Annotated in this window: 13 protein-coding genes; 5 read left to right on the top strand and 8 right to left on the bottom strand. The window is 64.1% G+C overall.

Annotated elements, in window-relative coordinates; genetic code table 11:
* Nucleotides 1-62 precede the first annotated feature (62 nt).
* Nucleotides 63-1,376 carry an ATP-binding protein gene (locus tag VMP31_RS06835; RefSeq protein ID WP_325505390.1) on the bottom strand — a complete coding sequence of 438 codons (1,314 nt, stop codon included), beginning with the start codon at nucleotides 1,374-1,376 and terminating at the stop codon, nucleotides 63-65.
* 103 nt (nucleotides 1,377-1,479) lie between these two features.
* Nucleotides 1,480-2,214 carry a two-component system response regulator OmpR gene (gene ompR, locus VMP31_RS06830; protein ID WP_325505388.1) on the bottom strand — a complete coding sequence of 245 codons (735 nt, stop codon included), beginning with the start codon at nucleotides 2,212-2,214 and terminating at the stop codon, nucleotides 1,480-1,482.
* A 323-nt stretch (nucleotides 2,215-2,537) separates the two neighbouring features.
* On the opposite strand from ompR, the gene VMP31_RS06825 reads away from it, so the two are divergent.
* From VMP31_RS06825 to rmf, 3 genes are all read left to right on the top strand, one after another.
* Complete coding sequence (locus tag VMP31_RS06825; protein ID WP_325505386.1) at nucleotides 2,538-4,865, top strand: Tex family protein; 2,328 nt, start codon at nucleotides 2,538-2,540, stop codon at nucleotides 4,863-4,865.
* A gap of 233 nt (nucleotides 4,866-5,098) precedes the next feature.
* Nucleotides 5,099-6,679 carry a glutamate--cysteine ligase gene (gshA, locus tag VMP31_RS06820; RefSeq protein ID WP_325505384.1) on the top strand — a complete coding sequence of 527 codons (1,581 nt, stop codon included), beginning with the start codon at nucleotides 5,099-5,101 and terminating at the stop codon, nucleotides 6,677-6,679.
* A 149-nt stretch (nucleotides 6,680-6,828) separates the two neighbouring features.
* Nucleotides 6,829-7,035, top strand: coding sequence for a ribosome modulation factor (gene rmf / locus VMP31_RS06815; protein ID WP_325505382.1), 207 nt, complete (start codon nucleotides 6,829-6,831; stop codon nucleotides 7,033-7,035).
* Between the two features lie 79 nt (nucleotides 7,036-7,114).
* On the opposite strand, the gene VMP31_RS06810 is transcribed toward rmf, so the two are convergent.
* Complete coding sequence (locus tag VMP31_RS06810; protein WP_325505380.1) at nucleotides 7,115-8,824, bottom strand: amidase; 1,710 nt, start codon at nucleotides 8,822-8,824, stop codon at nucleotides 7,115-7,117.
* A 428-nt stretch (nucleotides 8,825-9,252) separates the two neighbouring features.
* Here VMP31_RS06810 and aguA point away from each other — a divergent pair, with 428 nt between their 5' ends.
* Complete coding sequence (gene aguA, locus VMP31_RS06805) at nucleotides 9,253-10,359, top strand: agmatine deiminase (RefSeq protein ID WP_325505378.1); 1,107 nt, start codon at nucleotides 9,253-9,255, stop codon at nucleotides 10,357-10,359.
* A gap of 87 nt (nucleotides 10,360-10,446) precedes the next feature.
* Nucleotides 10,447-12,093, top strand: a complete 1,647-nt coding sequence (gene mgtE / locus VMP31_RS06800) for a magnesium transporter (RefSeq protein ID WP_325505376.1) — start codon at nucleotides 10,447-10,449, stop codon at nucleotides 12,091-12,093.
* Here the strand turns inward: mgtE and VMP31_RS06795 are convergent.
* The 5 genes from VMP31_RS06795 to VMP31_RS06775 all read right to left on the bottom strand — a co-directional run bounded on the left by VMP31_RS06795 (nucleotide 12,090) and on the right by VMP31_RS06775 (nucleotide 14,908).
* Nucleotides 12,090-12,281 carry a DUF2892 domain-containing protein gene (locus tag VMP31_RS06795; RefSeq protein ID WP_325506110.1) on the bottom strand — a complete coding sequence of 64 codons (192 nt, stop codon included), beginning with the start codon at nucleotides 12,279-12,281 and terminating at the stop codon, nucleotides 12,090-12,092. The two genes, mgtE and VMP31_RS06795, sit on opposite strands and share 4 nt — an antisense overlap.
* Before the next feature lie 14 nt (nucleotides 12,282-12,295).
* Complete coding sequence (locus tag VMP31_RS06790; RefSeq protein ID WP_325505374.1) at nucleotides 12,296-12,715, bottom strand: DUF6691 family protein; 420 nt, start codon at nucleotides 12,713-12,715, stop codon at nucleotides 12,296-12,298.
* A 2-nt stretch (nucleotides 12,716-12,717) separates the two neighbouring features.
* Nucleotides 12,718-13,149: a YeeE/YedE family protein gene (locus VMP31_RS06785; RefSeq protein WP_325505372.1), complete on the bottom strand. Its 432-nt coding sequence runs from the start codon at nucleotides 13,147-13,149 to the stop codon at nucleotides 12,718-12,720.
* Complete coding sequence (locus VMP31_RS06780) at nucleotides 13,146-13,472, bottom strand: metalloregulator ArsR/SmtB family transcription factor (protein ID WP_325505370.1); 327 nt, start codon at nucleotides 13,470-13,472, stop codon at nucleotides 13,146-13,148. The genes VMP31_RS06785 and VMP31_RS06780 overlap by 4 nt, the downstream gene beginning before the upstream one ends.
* A gap of 176 nt (nucleotides 13,473-13,648) precedes the next feature.
* Complete coding sequence (locus VMP31_RS06775; RefSeq protein ID WP_325505368.1) at nucleotides 13,649-14,908, bottom strand: OprD family porin; 1,260 nt, start codon at nucleotides 14,906-14,908, stop codon at nucleotides 13,649-13,651.
* Nucleotides 14,909-15,168 lie beyond the last annotated feature (260 nt).

Here is a 15,168-nt window from a genome sequence, read left to right as displayed (position 1 = left end):
GACGCAGCGGTCAGATCGGTATGCCCAAGCGCCCTCAGGCGCTGGTGCACATAGCGCACGGGCTATGCCGCGTCGCGCGGCAGGAGCAGGCCCAATGGTAAACAGACGCGGGCTTCCAGGCCACCTCCAGAGCGGTTGCGCAACTCGACACTGCCGCCATGCAGGGCGGCAATACGCCGCACGATGGCCAGGCCGAGCCCGGCCCCCTTGCCGCCCCGGGCGCGGTCACCGCGGATAAAGGGGTTGAAAATGCTGCCCAGCTCCGCCGGGTCGATACCGGCACCGCGGTCCAGCACGCTGAGCACCACATAGGGCGCGCTGCAGTCGCCGGATACCGAAACAGCCACCTCAACTGCATTGCCGCCGTAGCGCAGGGCATTCTCGATCAGGTTGACCAGCAGGCGCTTGATCGACACCCGACGCAGGGGAAAGGCCGGTACCGACTCCAGACACAAGCGCACCACTTCCTGCTTCTGGTTATAGGGCGCGACCACCTCGCGGACCAGTTCGAGCAGGTCGAGCTGTTCCACCCGCTCGTCGCGGCCATCGCGGATAAAGGCGAGAAACTGGTCGAGAATGGCGTCCATATCCTCGATATCGCGGACCATATCCTCGGTCAGTTCGGAATCGTTGTGGAGAAACTCCAGGGACAGACGCAGGCGGGTCAGTGGCGTACGCAGATCATGGGACACCCCGGCGAGCATCAGCTCGCGCTCGCGGGCTGCCTGTTCGACGTCCTCGGCCATCTGGTTGAAGGCACGGTAGACCTCGGCCATCTCGCTCGGCGTATCGCTGACCGGCAGGCGCACGCTGCGCCCCTGACCGACCTGGCGGGCGGCGAACACCAGGCGCTTGAGCGGTGCACTGAGCTGACGGACGAAAATCCACGCCGCCGCAGTCGACAACAAACCGATGGCCAGAAACCAGCCGAGCACACTCCAGATCCGCTGGCCACGCAGCGGGTGCGGATAAAGCGGCACCCGCAGCCACTGGTCGCCTAGAGTCGGCGCGTGCACCCAGAGGGCCGGCGGGCTCTTGGCACGCACCCGCACCTCGGTGTCCGGGCCAAGCTCGGTCTGCATCTGTCGTTGGAAGATTTCGCTGTAGGGCCAGTGCTGCTCGGTGGTGGGCACCTGCGCGTGGGGTACCGGTTTAAGCCCAGCCGCTTCGGCGATGGTGGCGCGGTCCTCCGGGTCCGCCGCCCAGTAGGCGCGCAGGGTCAGGGCCGCGCCGTGGCTGTACTGGCGGTCGACCAGCACGTCCTCGTTCATCATCAGATAAACCAGGGTCAGGGCCTTGGAAAACAGCACCACCACCAGCACCAGCCAGAGGGTGCGGGAGAAGAAGCTTTGCGGAAACCAGAGCGGAGCGTTCATCACGACTCGATGTAGGTTGGGTTGAGACGCGCAGCGACGAAGCCCAACACAAGGCTCGCGAACAGGACGTTGGGCTTCGCTGCGCTCAGCACCAACCTACGAATCACTTATTACCATCCGGCACAAACACATAGCCCACGCCCCAGACCGTCTGGATATAGCGCGGCTTGGACGGGTCCGGTTCGATCAGCCGGCGCAGGCGAGAAATCTGCACGTCGATGGAGCGCTCCAGAGCATCCCATTCGCGGCCACGGGCCAGATTCATCAGTTTGTCGCGGGTCAGCGGCTCGCGGGCGTGCTGCACCAGGGCCTTGAGCACGGCGAACTCGCCGGTGGTGAGCATATGCACCTCGTCACCCTTCTTCAGCTCGCGGGTGGCCAGGGACAGTTCGTACTCACCGAAACTTACACTTTCGTCTTCGCTGCCCGGCGCGCCCGGCACTACCGGGGCCTGGCGACGCAGCACGGCCTTGATCCGCGCCAGCAGCTCGCGCGGGTTGAACGGCTTGGCCAGGTAATCGTCGGCACCTAGCTCCAGGCCCTGGATACGGCTGGCCTCGTCGCCCTTGGCGGTAAGCATGATGATCGGCACCTGGTTGTTGCCTTCGCGCAGGCGGCGGCAGGCGGACAGGCCGTCTTCGCCCGGCAGCATCAGGTCGAGCACCACCAGGTTGAACAGCTCGCGGGCCAGCAGGCGGTCCATCTGCTCGACGTTTTCCACCGCACGTACGCGGTAGCCCTGCTCCTCGAAGAAGCGTTCGAGCAGGCGACGCAGGCGGGCGTCGTCGTCGACGATCAGGATTTTTTCGCCTTCAACGGGAAGTGCAGTGCTGCTCATTCAGGGCTCCTTGACCAGGCATCCGCCGGGCGCGGGCGCGCTGGCAGTGTGCAATTGCCGGCATTATGGCTCAGGAGCCGCAGCCAACGTGCAGCCCATTGTTAGCAGATTTTTCCCCGACTGGTTCCCGGCGCACTGCCGGGCAGTGTTTATAATGCGCGGCCGTATCGACGTGGCAGTCGCGCAGCGACAACCGCCTCAGCCCTTCTCCCCCCGGGAGAAGGTGGTGCGCAGCACCGGATGAGGGCAGGACAGGCCACGCCGACTCAAATGATTCCGCGCGTCATGCCGCTGGCATGGCCGCCCTGTGGGTAGCTTTTTATATGCTCAGCATCAACAACCGCATCGCCGAAGAACTGGGCGTACGCCCGCAACAGGTCGCCGCCGCCGTGGCCCTGCTCGATGAAGGCTCCACCGTGCCGTTTATCGCGCGCTACCGTAAAGAGGTCACCGGCAGCCTGGATGACACCCAGCTGCGCAACCTGGAAGAGCGCCTGCGCTACCTGCGCGAACTCGACGAACGACGTGCCAGCATCCTCGCCAGCATCGAGGAACAGGGCAAACTGACCCCTGAGCTGACCCGCGAGATCAACCTGGCCGAAACCAAGACCCGTCTGGAAGATTTGTACCTGCCGTTTAAGCAGAAGCGCCGCACCAAGGGCCAGATTGCCCTGGAAGCCGGCCTTGGCGAGCTGGCCGACGCGCTATTTAACGACCCCGAGCTGAATCCCGAGAGCGAAGCCGAGCGCTTTATCGACACTGAGAAAGGCTTCCCCGACGTCAAGGCCGTGCTCGAAGGGGCCAAGTACATCCTGATGGAGCGCTTCGCCGAGGACGCCAACCTGCTGGCCAGCCTGCGCAGCTACCTCAAGGACAACGCCATCCTCAGCGCCCGCGTGGTCGCCGGCAAAGAGAACGAAGGGGCCAAGTTCCGCGATTACTTTGAGCACGACGAGAAGCTCAAGGGTGCCCCCTCGCACCGCGCCCTGGCAATCTTCCGTGGGCGTAACGAAGGCATCCTCAGCGCCAGCCTAAAAGTCGGCGATGAAGCCCCAGGTACCATGCACCCCTGCGAAGGCATGATCGGTGAGCGCTTCGGCATCAGTGCCCGTGGCCGCGCCGCCGACAAATGGCTGGGCGAAGTGGTGCGCTGGACCTGGAAGGTCAAGCTCTACACCCATCTGGAAACCGACCTGTTCGGCGAGCTGCGCGAAGCCGCGGAAAACGAGGCGATCAACGTGTTCGCCCGTAATCTGCACGACCTGCTGCTGGCCGCCCCGGCCGGCCCGCGCGCCACTTTGGCGCTGGACCCAGGCCTGCGCACCGGCTGCAAAGTGGCGGTGGTTGATGCCACCGGCAAGGTGCTGGAAACCTCCACGGTTTACCCCCATGCACCGCGCAACGACTGGGACGGCACCCTGGCAACCCTCGCCAAGCTGTGCGCCAAGCACGCGGTCGACCTGATCTCCATCGGCAACGGCACCGCCAGCCGCGAGACTGACAAGCTGGCCCTGGAGCTGATCAAGAAACTGCCGGGCCTGAACCTGACCAAGGTCATGGTCAGTGAAGCCGGTGCCTCGGTGTATTCCGCCTCGGAGCTGGCCGCCAAGGAATTCCCGGATATGGACGTGTCGCTGCGTGGCGCGGTGTCCATCGCCCGCCGCCTGCAGGACCCGCTGGCCGAGCTGGTGAAGATCGACCCGAAATCCATTGGTGTCGGCCAGTACCAGCACGACGTGTCGCAGCTGAAACTGGCGCGCTCGCTGGATGCGGTGGTCGAGGACTGCGTAAACGCCGTCGGCGTCGATGTGAACACCGCCTCCGCCGCGCTGCTGGCGCGCATCTCCGGGCTGAACACCACCCTGGCGCAGAATATCGTCGCCTTCCGCGACGCCAACGGCGCATTCAACAGCCGCGCCGACCTGCTCAAGGTGCCGCGCCTGGGCGACAAGACCTTCGAACAGGCCGCCGGCTTCCTGCGTGTCATGAACGGCAGCAACCCGCTCGACGCCTCCGCCGTGCACCCGGAAACCTACCCACTGGTGCAGCGCATCGCCGCCGATACCGGCCGTGATATCCGCTCGCTGATCGGCGATGCCAGCTTTCTCAAGCGCCTCGACCCCAAGCAGTTCACCGACGACAAGTTCGGCCTGGTGACCATCGGCGATATCTTGAGCGAGCTGGAAAAACCCGGCCGCGACCCGCGCCCGGAGTTCAAGACTGCCGAGTTTCAGGAAGGGGTGGAAACCCTCAAAGACCTCGAACTGGGCATGATCCTCGAAGGCGTGGTCACCAACGTGACCAACTTTGGTGCCTTCGTCGATATCGGTGTGCACCAGGACGGTCTGGTGCATATCTCGGCGCTGTCGGAGAAATTTATCAAGGACCCGCACGAGGCGGTCAAGGCCGGCGACGTGGTCAAGGTCAAGGTCATGGAAGTCGATATCCCGCGTAACCGCATCGCCCTGTCGATGCGCATGGGCGACACCCCCGGCGAAAAAGTCGATGGGCCGCGTGGTGGGCAATCCCGTGGCGGCAAGCCGGCCGGCAATGCCCCGCGCAGCGAGCGTCATTCCAGCCAGGAAAAACCTGCGCCGGCCAGCGGCGGCATGGCGGCGCTGTTTGCCAATGCCAAACAGCTGAAGAAATAAGCCAACGCCCGCTGGTACACGGACATACGCCGTATGTCCGTGTTTCCCGCAGAGCCGCACGCCCTGCCCTCCCGCGTCGCCCTGACGCAAATGCATTGCGCCCAGCTATAACCTTCTTCACCCGTGCCGGGTTATAAAGCGCTATCGACCGCTGAAAGCGGTTTTCTCGCCCCCTTGTAGAGCACGCCTGGCGTCCCCATATTGGGGCAACCGATGCGTGAAGGAATGCAATCTTGAGCGACCTGTTACCCCGCCGCCTGGCCCAGCTTGGCGAGCGCGCCAACCTCTCCCTGCTTTCCCAGTGCCTGCACGGTATCGAGCGCGAATGCCTGCGCGTCGATGGTGACGGCCAGCTGGCGCTGACCCCGCACCCAGCCGCACTCGGCTCGGCACTGACCCACACGCAGATCACTACCGACTACTCCGAGTCGCTGCTGGAATTTATCACCCCGGCCGAGCCTGATCCGGCAGCGACCCTGGCCGATCTGGAGCAGATCCACCGGTTCGCCTACAGCAAGCTGGACGGTGAATACCTGTGGAGCCCGTCGATGCCCTGCGCCCTGCCGGACGAAGAGACGATCCCGATCGCCCGTTACGGCAGCTCGCATATCGGCGAACTCAAGTACGTCTACCGCAAGGGCCTGGCCCTGCGTTACGGCAAGACCATGCAGTGCATCGCCGGTATCCACTACAACTTCTCCCTGCCCGACGCGCTGTGGCAGCTGCAGCAGCAGGCCGAAGGTGACACGCGCAGCGCGCGGGATTACCAGTCGGCGCGCTATATCGCGCTGATCCGCAACTTCCGCCGCTACAGCTGGCTGCTGATGTACCTGTTCGGTGCCTCGCCGGCGCTGCACAAGGGCTTTATGCGCGGCCGCCCGCACCAGTTGCAAGAGCTGGATGGCGAAACCCTTTATCTGCCCTACGCCACCAGCCTGCGCATGAGCGACCTGGGCTATCAGAGCAACGCCCAGGCCGGCCTGACGCCCTGCTACAACGATCTGACCAGCTACACCGACAGCCTGCGCCAAGCGGTTGGCACGCCCTACCCGCCCTATGTGGAAATCGGCGCGAAGACGGATGGCGAGTGGCTGCAGCTGAATACCAACATCCTGCAGATCGAAAACGAGTACTACTCCAACATCCGCCCCAAGCGCGTGACCTACAGCGGCGAGCGGCCGATCCAGGCGCTGATGGCCCGTGGCGTGCAGTACGTCGAAGTGCGCTGCCTGGATATCAACCCGTTCCTGCCGCTGGGCATCGACCTGACCGAATCGCGCTTCCTCGACGCCTTCCTGCTGTTCTGCGCGCTGGCCGACAGCCCGCTATTGGAAAGCGGCGAATGCCATGCCTGCACCGACAACTTCCTGGCCGTGGTCAAGGAAGGTCGCCGTCCGGGCCTGCATCTGCAACGCAATGGCCAGCCGGTGGTGCTGCAGGCCTGGGCCGATGAACTGCTGGAGCAGATCCGCCCGCTGGCCGAGCTGCTCGACCAGAACCACGGCAGCAACGCCCATCGCCAGGCTTTGCAGGCGCAGCAGGCCAAGGTCGCCGACTCCAGCCTGACGCCCTCCGCGCAGGTATTGGCGCAACTGCAACAGGGCCTGAGCTTTACCGAGTTCGCCCTGCGCCAGAGCAAGCTGCACGCCGAGTACTTCCGCAGCCAGCCACTAAGCGCCGAGCAGCAAGCGGCCTTCGAGGCCAGCACGGCCCGCTCGCTGCAGGACCAGGTGGAGCTGGAGGCCCACGAGGAAGGCGATTTCGACAGTTTTGCCGCGGCCTATCAGGCCAGCATCCTGGCAATGGCCAACTGAGCCGCGAGAGCGCCGGCCCAACCAGGGCCGGCATTTCGTCAACTGATTCACAAAACCAGTGAGCGGCAGAAAAACCGGGATCTACGGCTCAACGCGTGCGGCTTTATCCAGCTAGCATTAGGCCTGTATGTTCAACGCGAGTTTGTGCCATGGCGTCCGCCGCCTCGACCACGGAAGATCAGCACTGGAGCCTGGAAAGCCTCAACAAGGCTTACCAGCAGGGCTATATGGCCGGCCTGACCGGACAACCCAACACGCCCCACAGCCAGGCTGCCGAAGTGCTCACCGCGGCCTGGGAAGCCGGCTGGGATGACGGCAACGAACAGTTCGAACAGCACAAACGCCGCAGCGCCTGACCCTCCCCGTTATTCACCCGCCCTGAACGCCGATAGCGAGCGGAATCGGGGCCGGCATCGCCCCAATCCAACCCCATCATTAGCTCCGTGACAATGCCGGAGTACGCGGCGGAATCACGCGCTTAGTCCCAGTCGACTCATAGGCCGAAGCCAAGCTCAGCAGCGCCGAATCGTCGTAGGCGCGGCCGGCGAAAGTCAGCCCCACCGGCATGCCGATATCCGCCATCACGCCCATCGGCACGGTGACTGTGGGCACGCCCAGGTGGCGGATGGCGAGGTTGCCGTTGGCGACCCAGACCCCGTTACTCCAGGCGATATCCGCCGACTGCAGATTTACATCAGCATCGGCCGGGCCCACGTCGGCGACGGTGGGGAAGAGCACCGCGTCGAGCCCCAGCGCGTCCATCCAGTCTTCCAGGTCGAGCTTGCGGGTCTGTTCCAGGCCGCGCAGGCCATCGGGCAGCGTAGGGATCTGGTCCCAGGGCGTGATACCGCGCTCGGCCATACGCACGTATTCGTCCATGCCGGCGGCCAGGTCGTCTTCGCGGTTGGGCAGCGTGCCTGGGTCATGGGGGAAAATCAGCGGGCCATCAACGTCAACCAGACGGTTCAGCTTGGGATCACCGTTGGCCTGGAGAAAATCATCGAAGCCCCAGGCCGACAGCGCCCAGAGTTCGTCGTGGAGAAACTCCTTGGACACCAGGCCGCGAGTGAACACCGTCGGCGCGCCGGGGCGGTCGCCCTCACAGTTGGACACCAGGGGGAAATCCACCTCGATCACTTCGGCACCAGCAGCTTCCAGTGTCTGACGCGCCTGCTGCCAAAGCTCAATCACCGAGGCACGGGTGTGGATGCGCTGCCCGGTCGGGCCACCGATACCTGGTTTTTCGCTGGTGCCAGCCGCTTCATCCTTGTTGATAAACATGCGCGGCACGCCGAAGCGCTTGCCGGCAAGAGCATCGCGCTGCGCGGCAAGCGCCGGATAGGATGCCGGGCGCACCGAGGCCACGCTCGGGATCGGCACCCAGGGCTGCAGCCGCCACAGATCGCCGCGTGTATCGGCATCTTCCGCCACCACCACGTCGAGCACTTCGAGCAGGTCGGCCATGGTCCGCGCATAGGGCACCACCACGTCCATGGTCGGCGTCAGCGGCCAATTGCCACGCACCGAGATCACCCCCCGCGACGGCGTGTAGGCGCACAGGCCGTTGTTCGAGGCCGGCCCGCGGCCGCTCGACCAGGTCTCCTCGGCCAGGCCAAAGGCGGCGAAACTGGCCGCGGTGGCCGTACCGGCACCGTTGGACGAGCCCGAGGCGAAGGGCGCGGTGAGGTAGGCGGCGTTGTACGGGCTTTCCGCGCGGCCATAGACGCCGCGCTGCATGCCGCCGTTGGCCATGGGCGGCATATTGGTTTTGCCCAGGCAGATGGCCCCGGCAGCACGCAGACGTTCGACGGTGAAGGCATCGCGGTAGGCGACCAAGTCCTTGAAGGCCGGGCTGCCGGAGGCGGCGGTCAGGCCCTTGACCAGATAACTGTCCTTGGCCGTATAGGGAATGCCATCCAGCGGGCCGAGGGTTTCGCCGCGAGCACGGCGGGCATCGGAAGCCTGGGCCTCCTTGAGTGCATCGGGGTTGTGCACCACCAGCGCATTGAGGGCGGTGGCCGTGTCGGGGCCATCGTAGGCCTCGACTCTGGCGAGATAGGCCTGCACCAGCTCGACCGCCGTGGTTCGACCGGCCTCCAGCGCGGCGCGCAGTTCGGCAATGGAAACTTCAGTTACCTCGATCATCTTGTCACCCCTGGCTGCTGATGGGTTGTGCACTCAATGTCGCCATCACGCCGCACGTTGGGCTCGGGGACATTACGGATGGAAAAAACGGCTCTTCTACCGCACCTCGTTTCACGGCATTACATAACAAGGTACAGAGTCTCCATTACAGATTTTTATTCGATACTAATCGATTAAAAATCCAAAATGAAGGCTGATTATGCTTTAAAAGCCGATTTTTATCGGATATAAATAGGCTATTCGCAACAGCATGATGGCGTGCCATGGCAGCGCAACAGCGCTCTGCTAGGGTCAGCGTCGAGTAAAGCAGACAGCGCAGGATAGGCTGTTGCTGCGCTCAAGCCACCCTACGACCTATGCATAACCCGGATACAAGCCGGGAATTTTCTGTCACAACATCCCGGACTGCATCCGGCTACAGGTGAACCATGACCACACTGACCACGACTCCACGTGCCGATGGCTTTCGTATGCCGGCCGAGTGGGAACCCCATAGCCAGACCTGGATGGTCTGGCCCGAGCGCCCGGACAACTGGCGTCTGGGCGGCAAACCGGCGCAGGCGGCCTTTAGCGCCGTGGCCAGGGCGATTGCCGAGTTCGAGCCGGTGACCGTCTGCGCCTCCGCCGGGCAGTATGAGAACGCCCGCCAGCGCCTGGCCCACGACAATATCCGCGTAGTGGAAATCAGCACCGATGACGCCTGGGTGCGCGACACCGGGCCGACCTTCGTTACCAACAGCAGTGGCGAAGTGCGCGGTGTGGACTGGGCCTTCAACGCCTGGGGCGGCCTCGATGGCGGCCTGTATGCCAACTGGGTGCGCGACGATCAGGTGGCACGCAAGATCCTCGAGATCGAGCGCTGCGCGCGCTACCGCACAGAAGGCTTTGTGCTGGAAGGCGGCTCCATCCACGTGGATGGCGAAGGCACCCTGATCACCACCGAGGAATGCCTGCTCAACCGTAACCGCAACCCGCACCTGGGCCGCACCGAGATCGAGCAGATGCTGCACGAGCATCTGGCCATCGACAGCGTGATCTGGCTGCCGGACGGCCTGTTCAACGACGAGACCGACGGCCACGTCGACAACTTCTGCTGTTACGTGCGCCCCGGCGAAGTGCTGCTGGCCTGGACCGACGACCCGCAGAACCCCAACTACCCGCGCTGCCAGGCCGCCATGGCCGTGCTGGAACAGGCACGCGACGCCAAAGGCCGCCAGCTGATCGTGCACAAGATGCCGATCCCCGGTCCCCTTTATGCCAGCGACGAAGAGTGCGCGGGGATCGATCTGGCGGCCGGCAGCCAGGAACGTGATCCGTCGATCCGCCTGGCCGGCTCCTACGTCAACTTCCTGATCGTCAACGGCGGCATTATCGCGCCGAGCTTCGACGACCCGCAGGACCAAGCCGCCCGCGCCATGCTCCAGCGCCTGTTCCCCGAACATCGCGTGGTCATGGTGCCGGGCCGCGAGATCCTTCTGGGCGGCGGTAATATCCACTGCATCACCCAGCAGCAGCCGGCCGCGCAGCACGCCTGAGGGTGACCGCCGGCGAGGGTCTGTGGCCCTCACCGGCGCGCAACGCCGCCAGCCCTGACAGCCCCTGCTGGTGTTACCCTGACGCCCATGAATTCGAACAAACCCAACCCCGAGCAGCACGCCGAGCCCCATAGCCGCACCGAAGGCGACCCTATCCTGCAGGCGCTCAAGGCCGGCAAGAACAAGCGCGTGCGCAAGCTGCTGGGACGCATGCACCCGGCCAAGATCGCCGCCATGCTGGAAATGCTCGACTCGCGCCAGCGCCAGAACCTCTGGCAGCAGATCGAGTCGAGCCTGGAAGGCCGCATTCTGCCCCACCTCAGCCTGGAACTGATTGCCCAGCTGGCCGGCGACGCGAGCGACCCACTGCCGCCGCGCCCGGAGAGCGAACGCTTGGGGGCCAGCGTCAACCACCTGGAAGCCGTGCGCCAGGCCCTGGCCCTGGGCAAGCTCAAGCGGGTGGGCAAGCTCCTCCAGCGCATGCACCCGGCCAAGGTCGCCGGCCTGCTCGAAGCCCTACCCCCCGTCGAACGGCGCGCCGCCTGGAGCATGCTCGAGACCGAGCGCAGCGGCAAAGTGCTGACCTACCTGCACGACGAAATCCGCGGCGCACTGGCGCTGGAACTGGACCTGGAAGACCTGATCGCCTCGGCCGAGCAGCTGGAACTGGATGACCGCGTCGACCTGATTCAGACCTTGCCCGGCGAACTCGGCAGCAAACTGCTGCATGCCAGCAACGCGGCGCAGCGCCAGCAGCTCGAGTCGATGCTGCGCTACCCCGAGGACTCGGCCGGCGGCCTGATGAACGCCGACCCGATCCTGGTCCGCGCCGACGTCAAGGCCAGCACCGTACTGCGCTACCTGCGCCTGATGGAACAACTGCCGCCGCAGACCGACATGCTGATGGTGGTGGACCGCAAGGGCCATTATCAGGGCGCGCTGCGCCTGAGCAATCTGGTCACCGCCGACCTCGGCCAGCGCGTGGCCGAGCTGATGCACAGCGATATCGCCGGGATCGCCGTCACGACCAGCAGCCGCGAGGTCGCCCGACTGTTCCAGGATCTCGATCTGCTGTCCGCCCCGGTGGTCGACGAGCACAACAAGCTGCTCGGACGCATCACCGTCGACGACGTGGTCGACCTGATACGCGAAGACTCCGACCGGGCGCTGATGCAGATGGCCGGCCTCGACGACGAAGCCGACATCTTCGCCCCGGTGCTGGTCAGCTCACGTCGCCGCGCGGTCTGGCTGGGCATCAATCTGATCACCGCGTTTAGCGCGGCCTGGGTTATCGGCCTGTTCCAGGCCACCCTGGAACAGCTGGTGGCCCTCGCCGTGCTGATGCCCATCGTGGCCAGCATGGGCGGCATCGCCGGCAGCCAGACCCTGACCCTGGTGATTCGCGGCCTGGCCCTGGGTCAGGTGCAGAAAGGCAATATCCGCATCCTGCTCAACCGGGAGCTGGGCATCTCCATCCTCAACGGCATGCTCTGGTCGGTGGTGATCGCCCTGCTCGCCGTGTTGTGGTTTGGCGACTGGGGCATAGGCGCGGTGCTCGGCGTCGCCATCCTGGTCAACTTGCTCTGCGCGGCGCTGGCAGGCTGGGGCATCCCGCTGCTGCTCGAACGCATGGGCATCGACCCGGCGTTGGCAGGCAGCGTGATCCTCACCACGGTGACCGATGTGGTCGGCTTTTTCGCCTTCCTGGGCCTGGCCACCCTGTTGCTGCTTTAGGTTTTGTTGTTGCAGGTATTGATACCCAGCAACGGATAGGCCGGGCAGAAGCGAAACAGGCCGGTCGCCAGGGGTACGACGCCGATCCAGCCCCACAGGCCGATCACGCCACTGAGGCTCAGGCCAATCAGCATCAGCCCGGCGGCGATGCGCAGGCTGCGGTCGATGGTGCCAACGTTTGCTTTTATCGTGACCTCCTCGGTCATGCTGCGCGCCGGCTCTCCAGTACGCTGAACAACAACATCCCGGCCAACATGGCCAGAACGAACAACAGCACCTGCCAATGCCCGCTGAGCAGAATCGCCAGCGCCGGGCCCGGGCAGATACCGGCGATACCCCAACCGACGCCAAACAACAGGCTGCCGCCGATCAGCCGCCGATCCAGGCTGCGCTTGTTCGGCAGCTGCATGGGCGCGTCCAGCAGCGTCAGGCGTTGCTGGCGGGCCCAGCGAAAAGGCAGCACGGCCACGGCGATGGCCGCCAACATGACCAGCGCCAGGGACGGATCCCAGGCCCCTGCCAGGTCGAGAAAGCCCAACACCTTGGCCGGGTTGGCCATGCCGGCCAGCAACAGACCGACGCCGAAGATCAGCCCGGCCAGTAATGCAGTCAGTTTGCGCATGATCAGCCCCCCAACAGATGGCGCAGGACAAATACCGTGGCGAAACCCGCGGCCATAAAGGCCAGGGTCGCCACCAGCGAACGGGGCGACAGCCGGGAAATTCCGCACACCCCGTGGCCGCTGGTGCAGCCCGCGCCATAACGGGTGCCGACGCCCACCAGCAAGCCGGCCAGGCTCAGGCTCAGCCAGCCGCCGTGGAACTCGATCGCCGGCAGGGCGGCGAACAGCCCCCAAAGCAGCGGCGCAAGCAGCAGGCCGAGAAGAAACAGGGCCTTCTCGCCACGCCCTTCACCGCCTTCCACGACCGCGCCGAGCAGGCCGCTAATGCCGGCGATGCGCCCGTTCAGAACCACAAACAGCGCCGCCGCCAGGCCGATCAGGGCCCCGCCGCCCAAGGCGCTCCAGGGCGTAAAGTTGAGCCAGTCGACGGTCATTGCGACTCTCCTGCACAGAACAGTTGATAAAGGGTGTTGATCACCGCCAGGGCCGCCGGGCTGCAGATCCGGTAGTAGATCTGCTTGCCCTCGCGACGGGTCTGCACCAGGCCCTCGCGGCGCAGCACCGCCAGTTGCTGAGACAGGGTCGGCTGTTGGATGCCCAGCAAGGTTTCCAGCTCGCTGACATTGCGCTCGCCCTGGGACAGCTGGCAGAGCAGCAGCAGGCGGTCGGGATTACCCAGGGCCTTGAGCAGCTGCCCCGCCGCATCGGCATTGGCGCGCAGTTGCTGGATATCGAAGGGGGTGTCGGGAGCATTCATCGGGCAGCACTCAATTAAGACAAAAACAATTTATTCTTTTGTATATTGAATGGCAAGCCCTGCCAAACGACTCGCATATAATCAGCGGGCATAAAAAACCCGGAACAGAGTCCCGGGTTTTCTGGTGGCTACGCAGGCTGAACTGGATGCAACAGCTCAGCCGCACACGCTTGCTATCAGAGCAGTGGCAGGGTGTAGCTGACGATCAGACGATTTTCGTCGATGTCGTTGGCGAAGTTCGAGCGCACAGTCGCGTTGCGCCAGCGCACGCCCAGATTCTTCAGCGCACCGTCCTGGAACACGTACATCAGCTCGGTGTCGCGCTCCCACTCCTTACCTTCGGAAACACTACGACCGCGATCGACGTTGTCGCCGGTCAGGTAGCGGGTCATAAAGGTCAGGCCGGGAATACCGATACTGGCGAAGTTGAAGTCATAACGCGCCTGGTAGGACTTCTCGTCCTTGTTGGCAAAATCGCTGATCTGCACGTAGTTGACCAGGAACGGGTCAGTGCCGTTGATATAAGCAAAGCCGGTGTCACCGCTCATCTTCTGGTAACCCAGACCGAAGGCGTGGCCTTCAAGACCGTAAGTGACCATGGCACCGATGGCCTTGTTGTCGACGTTGCTGCGGTTGCCATCATCAGTGGAGCGGGCGTAACGCAGGTCAGTCTTCAGGCTCTGCTTGTCGCCCAGCGGCAGTACATGCACAGCGTTGAGGGAGTGCTGCTTGTACAACTCGTCCAGGTTGGAATAGTAGTAACCCGCGGTCAGGTCCTTGGTGATCTTGTAGGTACCGCCAATGAAATCGAAGGCGTCGGAGGTGGTACCGCCGGTAGTGGCGATGCCGCGACGGCCGCCGCTGGTGATTGCGATGTCCTCGTAATCGCCGGAGTTGCGGTGGTTGACCTCACGAACGTGCGCGGCTTCGAGCATCAGGCCGTCGATTTCCTGGGAGACCAGGTGACCGGCTTCGAACACCTGCGGCAGCAAACGGCCGTCGCTGGAGGCAATGGCAGCGTTTTTGAACTGCATCTGACCGACGCGCAGGGTGCTGTTGGAGATCTTGGCCTTGGCAGCAACTGCCAGACCGGAATAGTTATCTTGCGAACCGCCCGAGCGATCCGGAACCAGCAGGCCGCTGCCGGCGGTGCCGTCACCGGAGTCCAGCTTGAAGCCGAAGGTGCCGATGGCATCGGCACCGAAGCCCACAGTGCCGTCGGTGAAACCGGAGTTCATGCGCAGGATAAAGCCTTGTGCCCACTCTTCAGATTTGTGCTGGGCCGCGCCTTCCTGGCGGAAATCACGGTTGAAATAGAAATTACGCGCTTCGATGCTGGCTTTGCTGTCTTCGATAAATGCCGCGGTGGCGACTTGGCTCAGGGACAAGCCCAGGGTGCTGGCGGCGACGGCCAGGGCCAGGGAGGTCTTTCTCATTGTGATAGCTCCAGTTGTGTGTGGGTGGCACATCGGCACGGCACAGGGCTTCACCAGGTGAAGGGGCAGGCACGCACCGAATTCAGGGGCTTATTGCGCCCTGCAGCAAACGCAGCCGCGCAGAAAAACTAGCTAGCGGGCAACAGGGCAATAAGCGGAATCAGGGGTGCATGCGCAGACAGGGGGCGCAAATCGAAGTCAGGCGACAGGGCATCGGGCAGGTAGTGATCATGACGCGGCTCTCGGTCTTTTTATTGTTG

The organism is Pseudomonas sp. (genome assembly GCF_035512415.1).
Taxonomy (GTDB): Bacteria; Pseudomonadota; Gammaproteobacteria; order Pseudomonadales; family Pseudomonadaceae; genus Aquipseudomonas.
This window is presented reverse-complemented; position numbering and strand designations above follow the sequence as displayed.

Bases quoted from the DNA above. Each gene is read 5' to 3' on its own strand.
- rmf (WP_325505382.1), top strand. From the start codon at position 6,829: ATGGCGTCCGCCGCCTCGACCACGGAAGATCAGCACTGGAGCCTGGAA.
- aguA (WP_325505378.1), top strand. From the start codon at position 9,253: ATGACCACACTGACCACGACTCCACGTGCCGATGGCTTTCGTATGCCG.
- ompR (WP_325505388.1), bottom strand. From the start codon at position 2,214: ATGAGCAGCACTGCACTTCCCGTTGAAGGCGAAAAAATCCTGATCGTC.
- VMP31_RS06810 (WP_325505380.1), bottom strand. From the start codon at position 8,824: ATGATCGAGGTAACTGAAGTTTCCATTGCCGAACTGCGCGCCGCGCTG.
- VMP31_RS06785 (WP_325505372.1), bottom strand. From the start codon at position 13,149: ATGACCGTCGACTGGCTCAACTTTACGCCCTGGAGCGCCTTGGGCGGC.
- VMP31_RS06825 (WP_325505386.1), top strand. From the start codon at position 2,538: ATGCTCAGCATCAACAACCGCATCGCCGAAGAACTGGGCGTACGCCCG.
- VMP31_RS06790 (WP_325505374.1), bottom strand. From the start codon at position 12,715: ATGCGCAAACTGACTGCATTACTGGCCGGGCTGATCTTCGGCGTCGGT.
- VMP31_RS06775 (WP_325505368.1), bottom strand. From the start codon at position 14,908: ATGAGAAAGACCTCCCTGGCCCTGGCCGTCGCCGCCAGCACCCTGGGC.
- VMP31_RS06835 (WP_325505390.1), bottom strand. From the start codon at position 1,376: ATGAACGCTCCGCTCTGGTTTCCGCAAAGCTTCTTCTCCCGCACCCTC.
- mgtE (WP_325505376.1), top strand. From the start codon at position 10,447: ATGAATTCGAACAAACCCAACCCCGAGCAGCACGCCGAGCCCCATAGC.
- VMP31_RS06780 (WP_325505370.1), bottom strand. From the start codon at position 13,472: ATGAATGCTCCCGACACCCCCTTCGATATCCAGCAACTGCGCGCCAAT.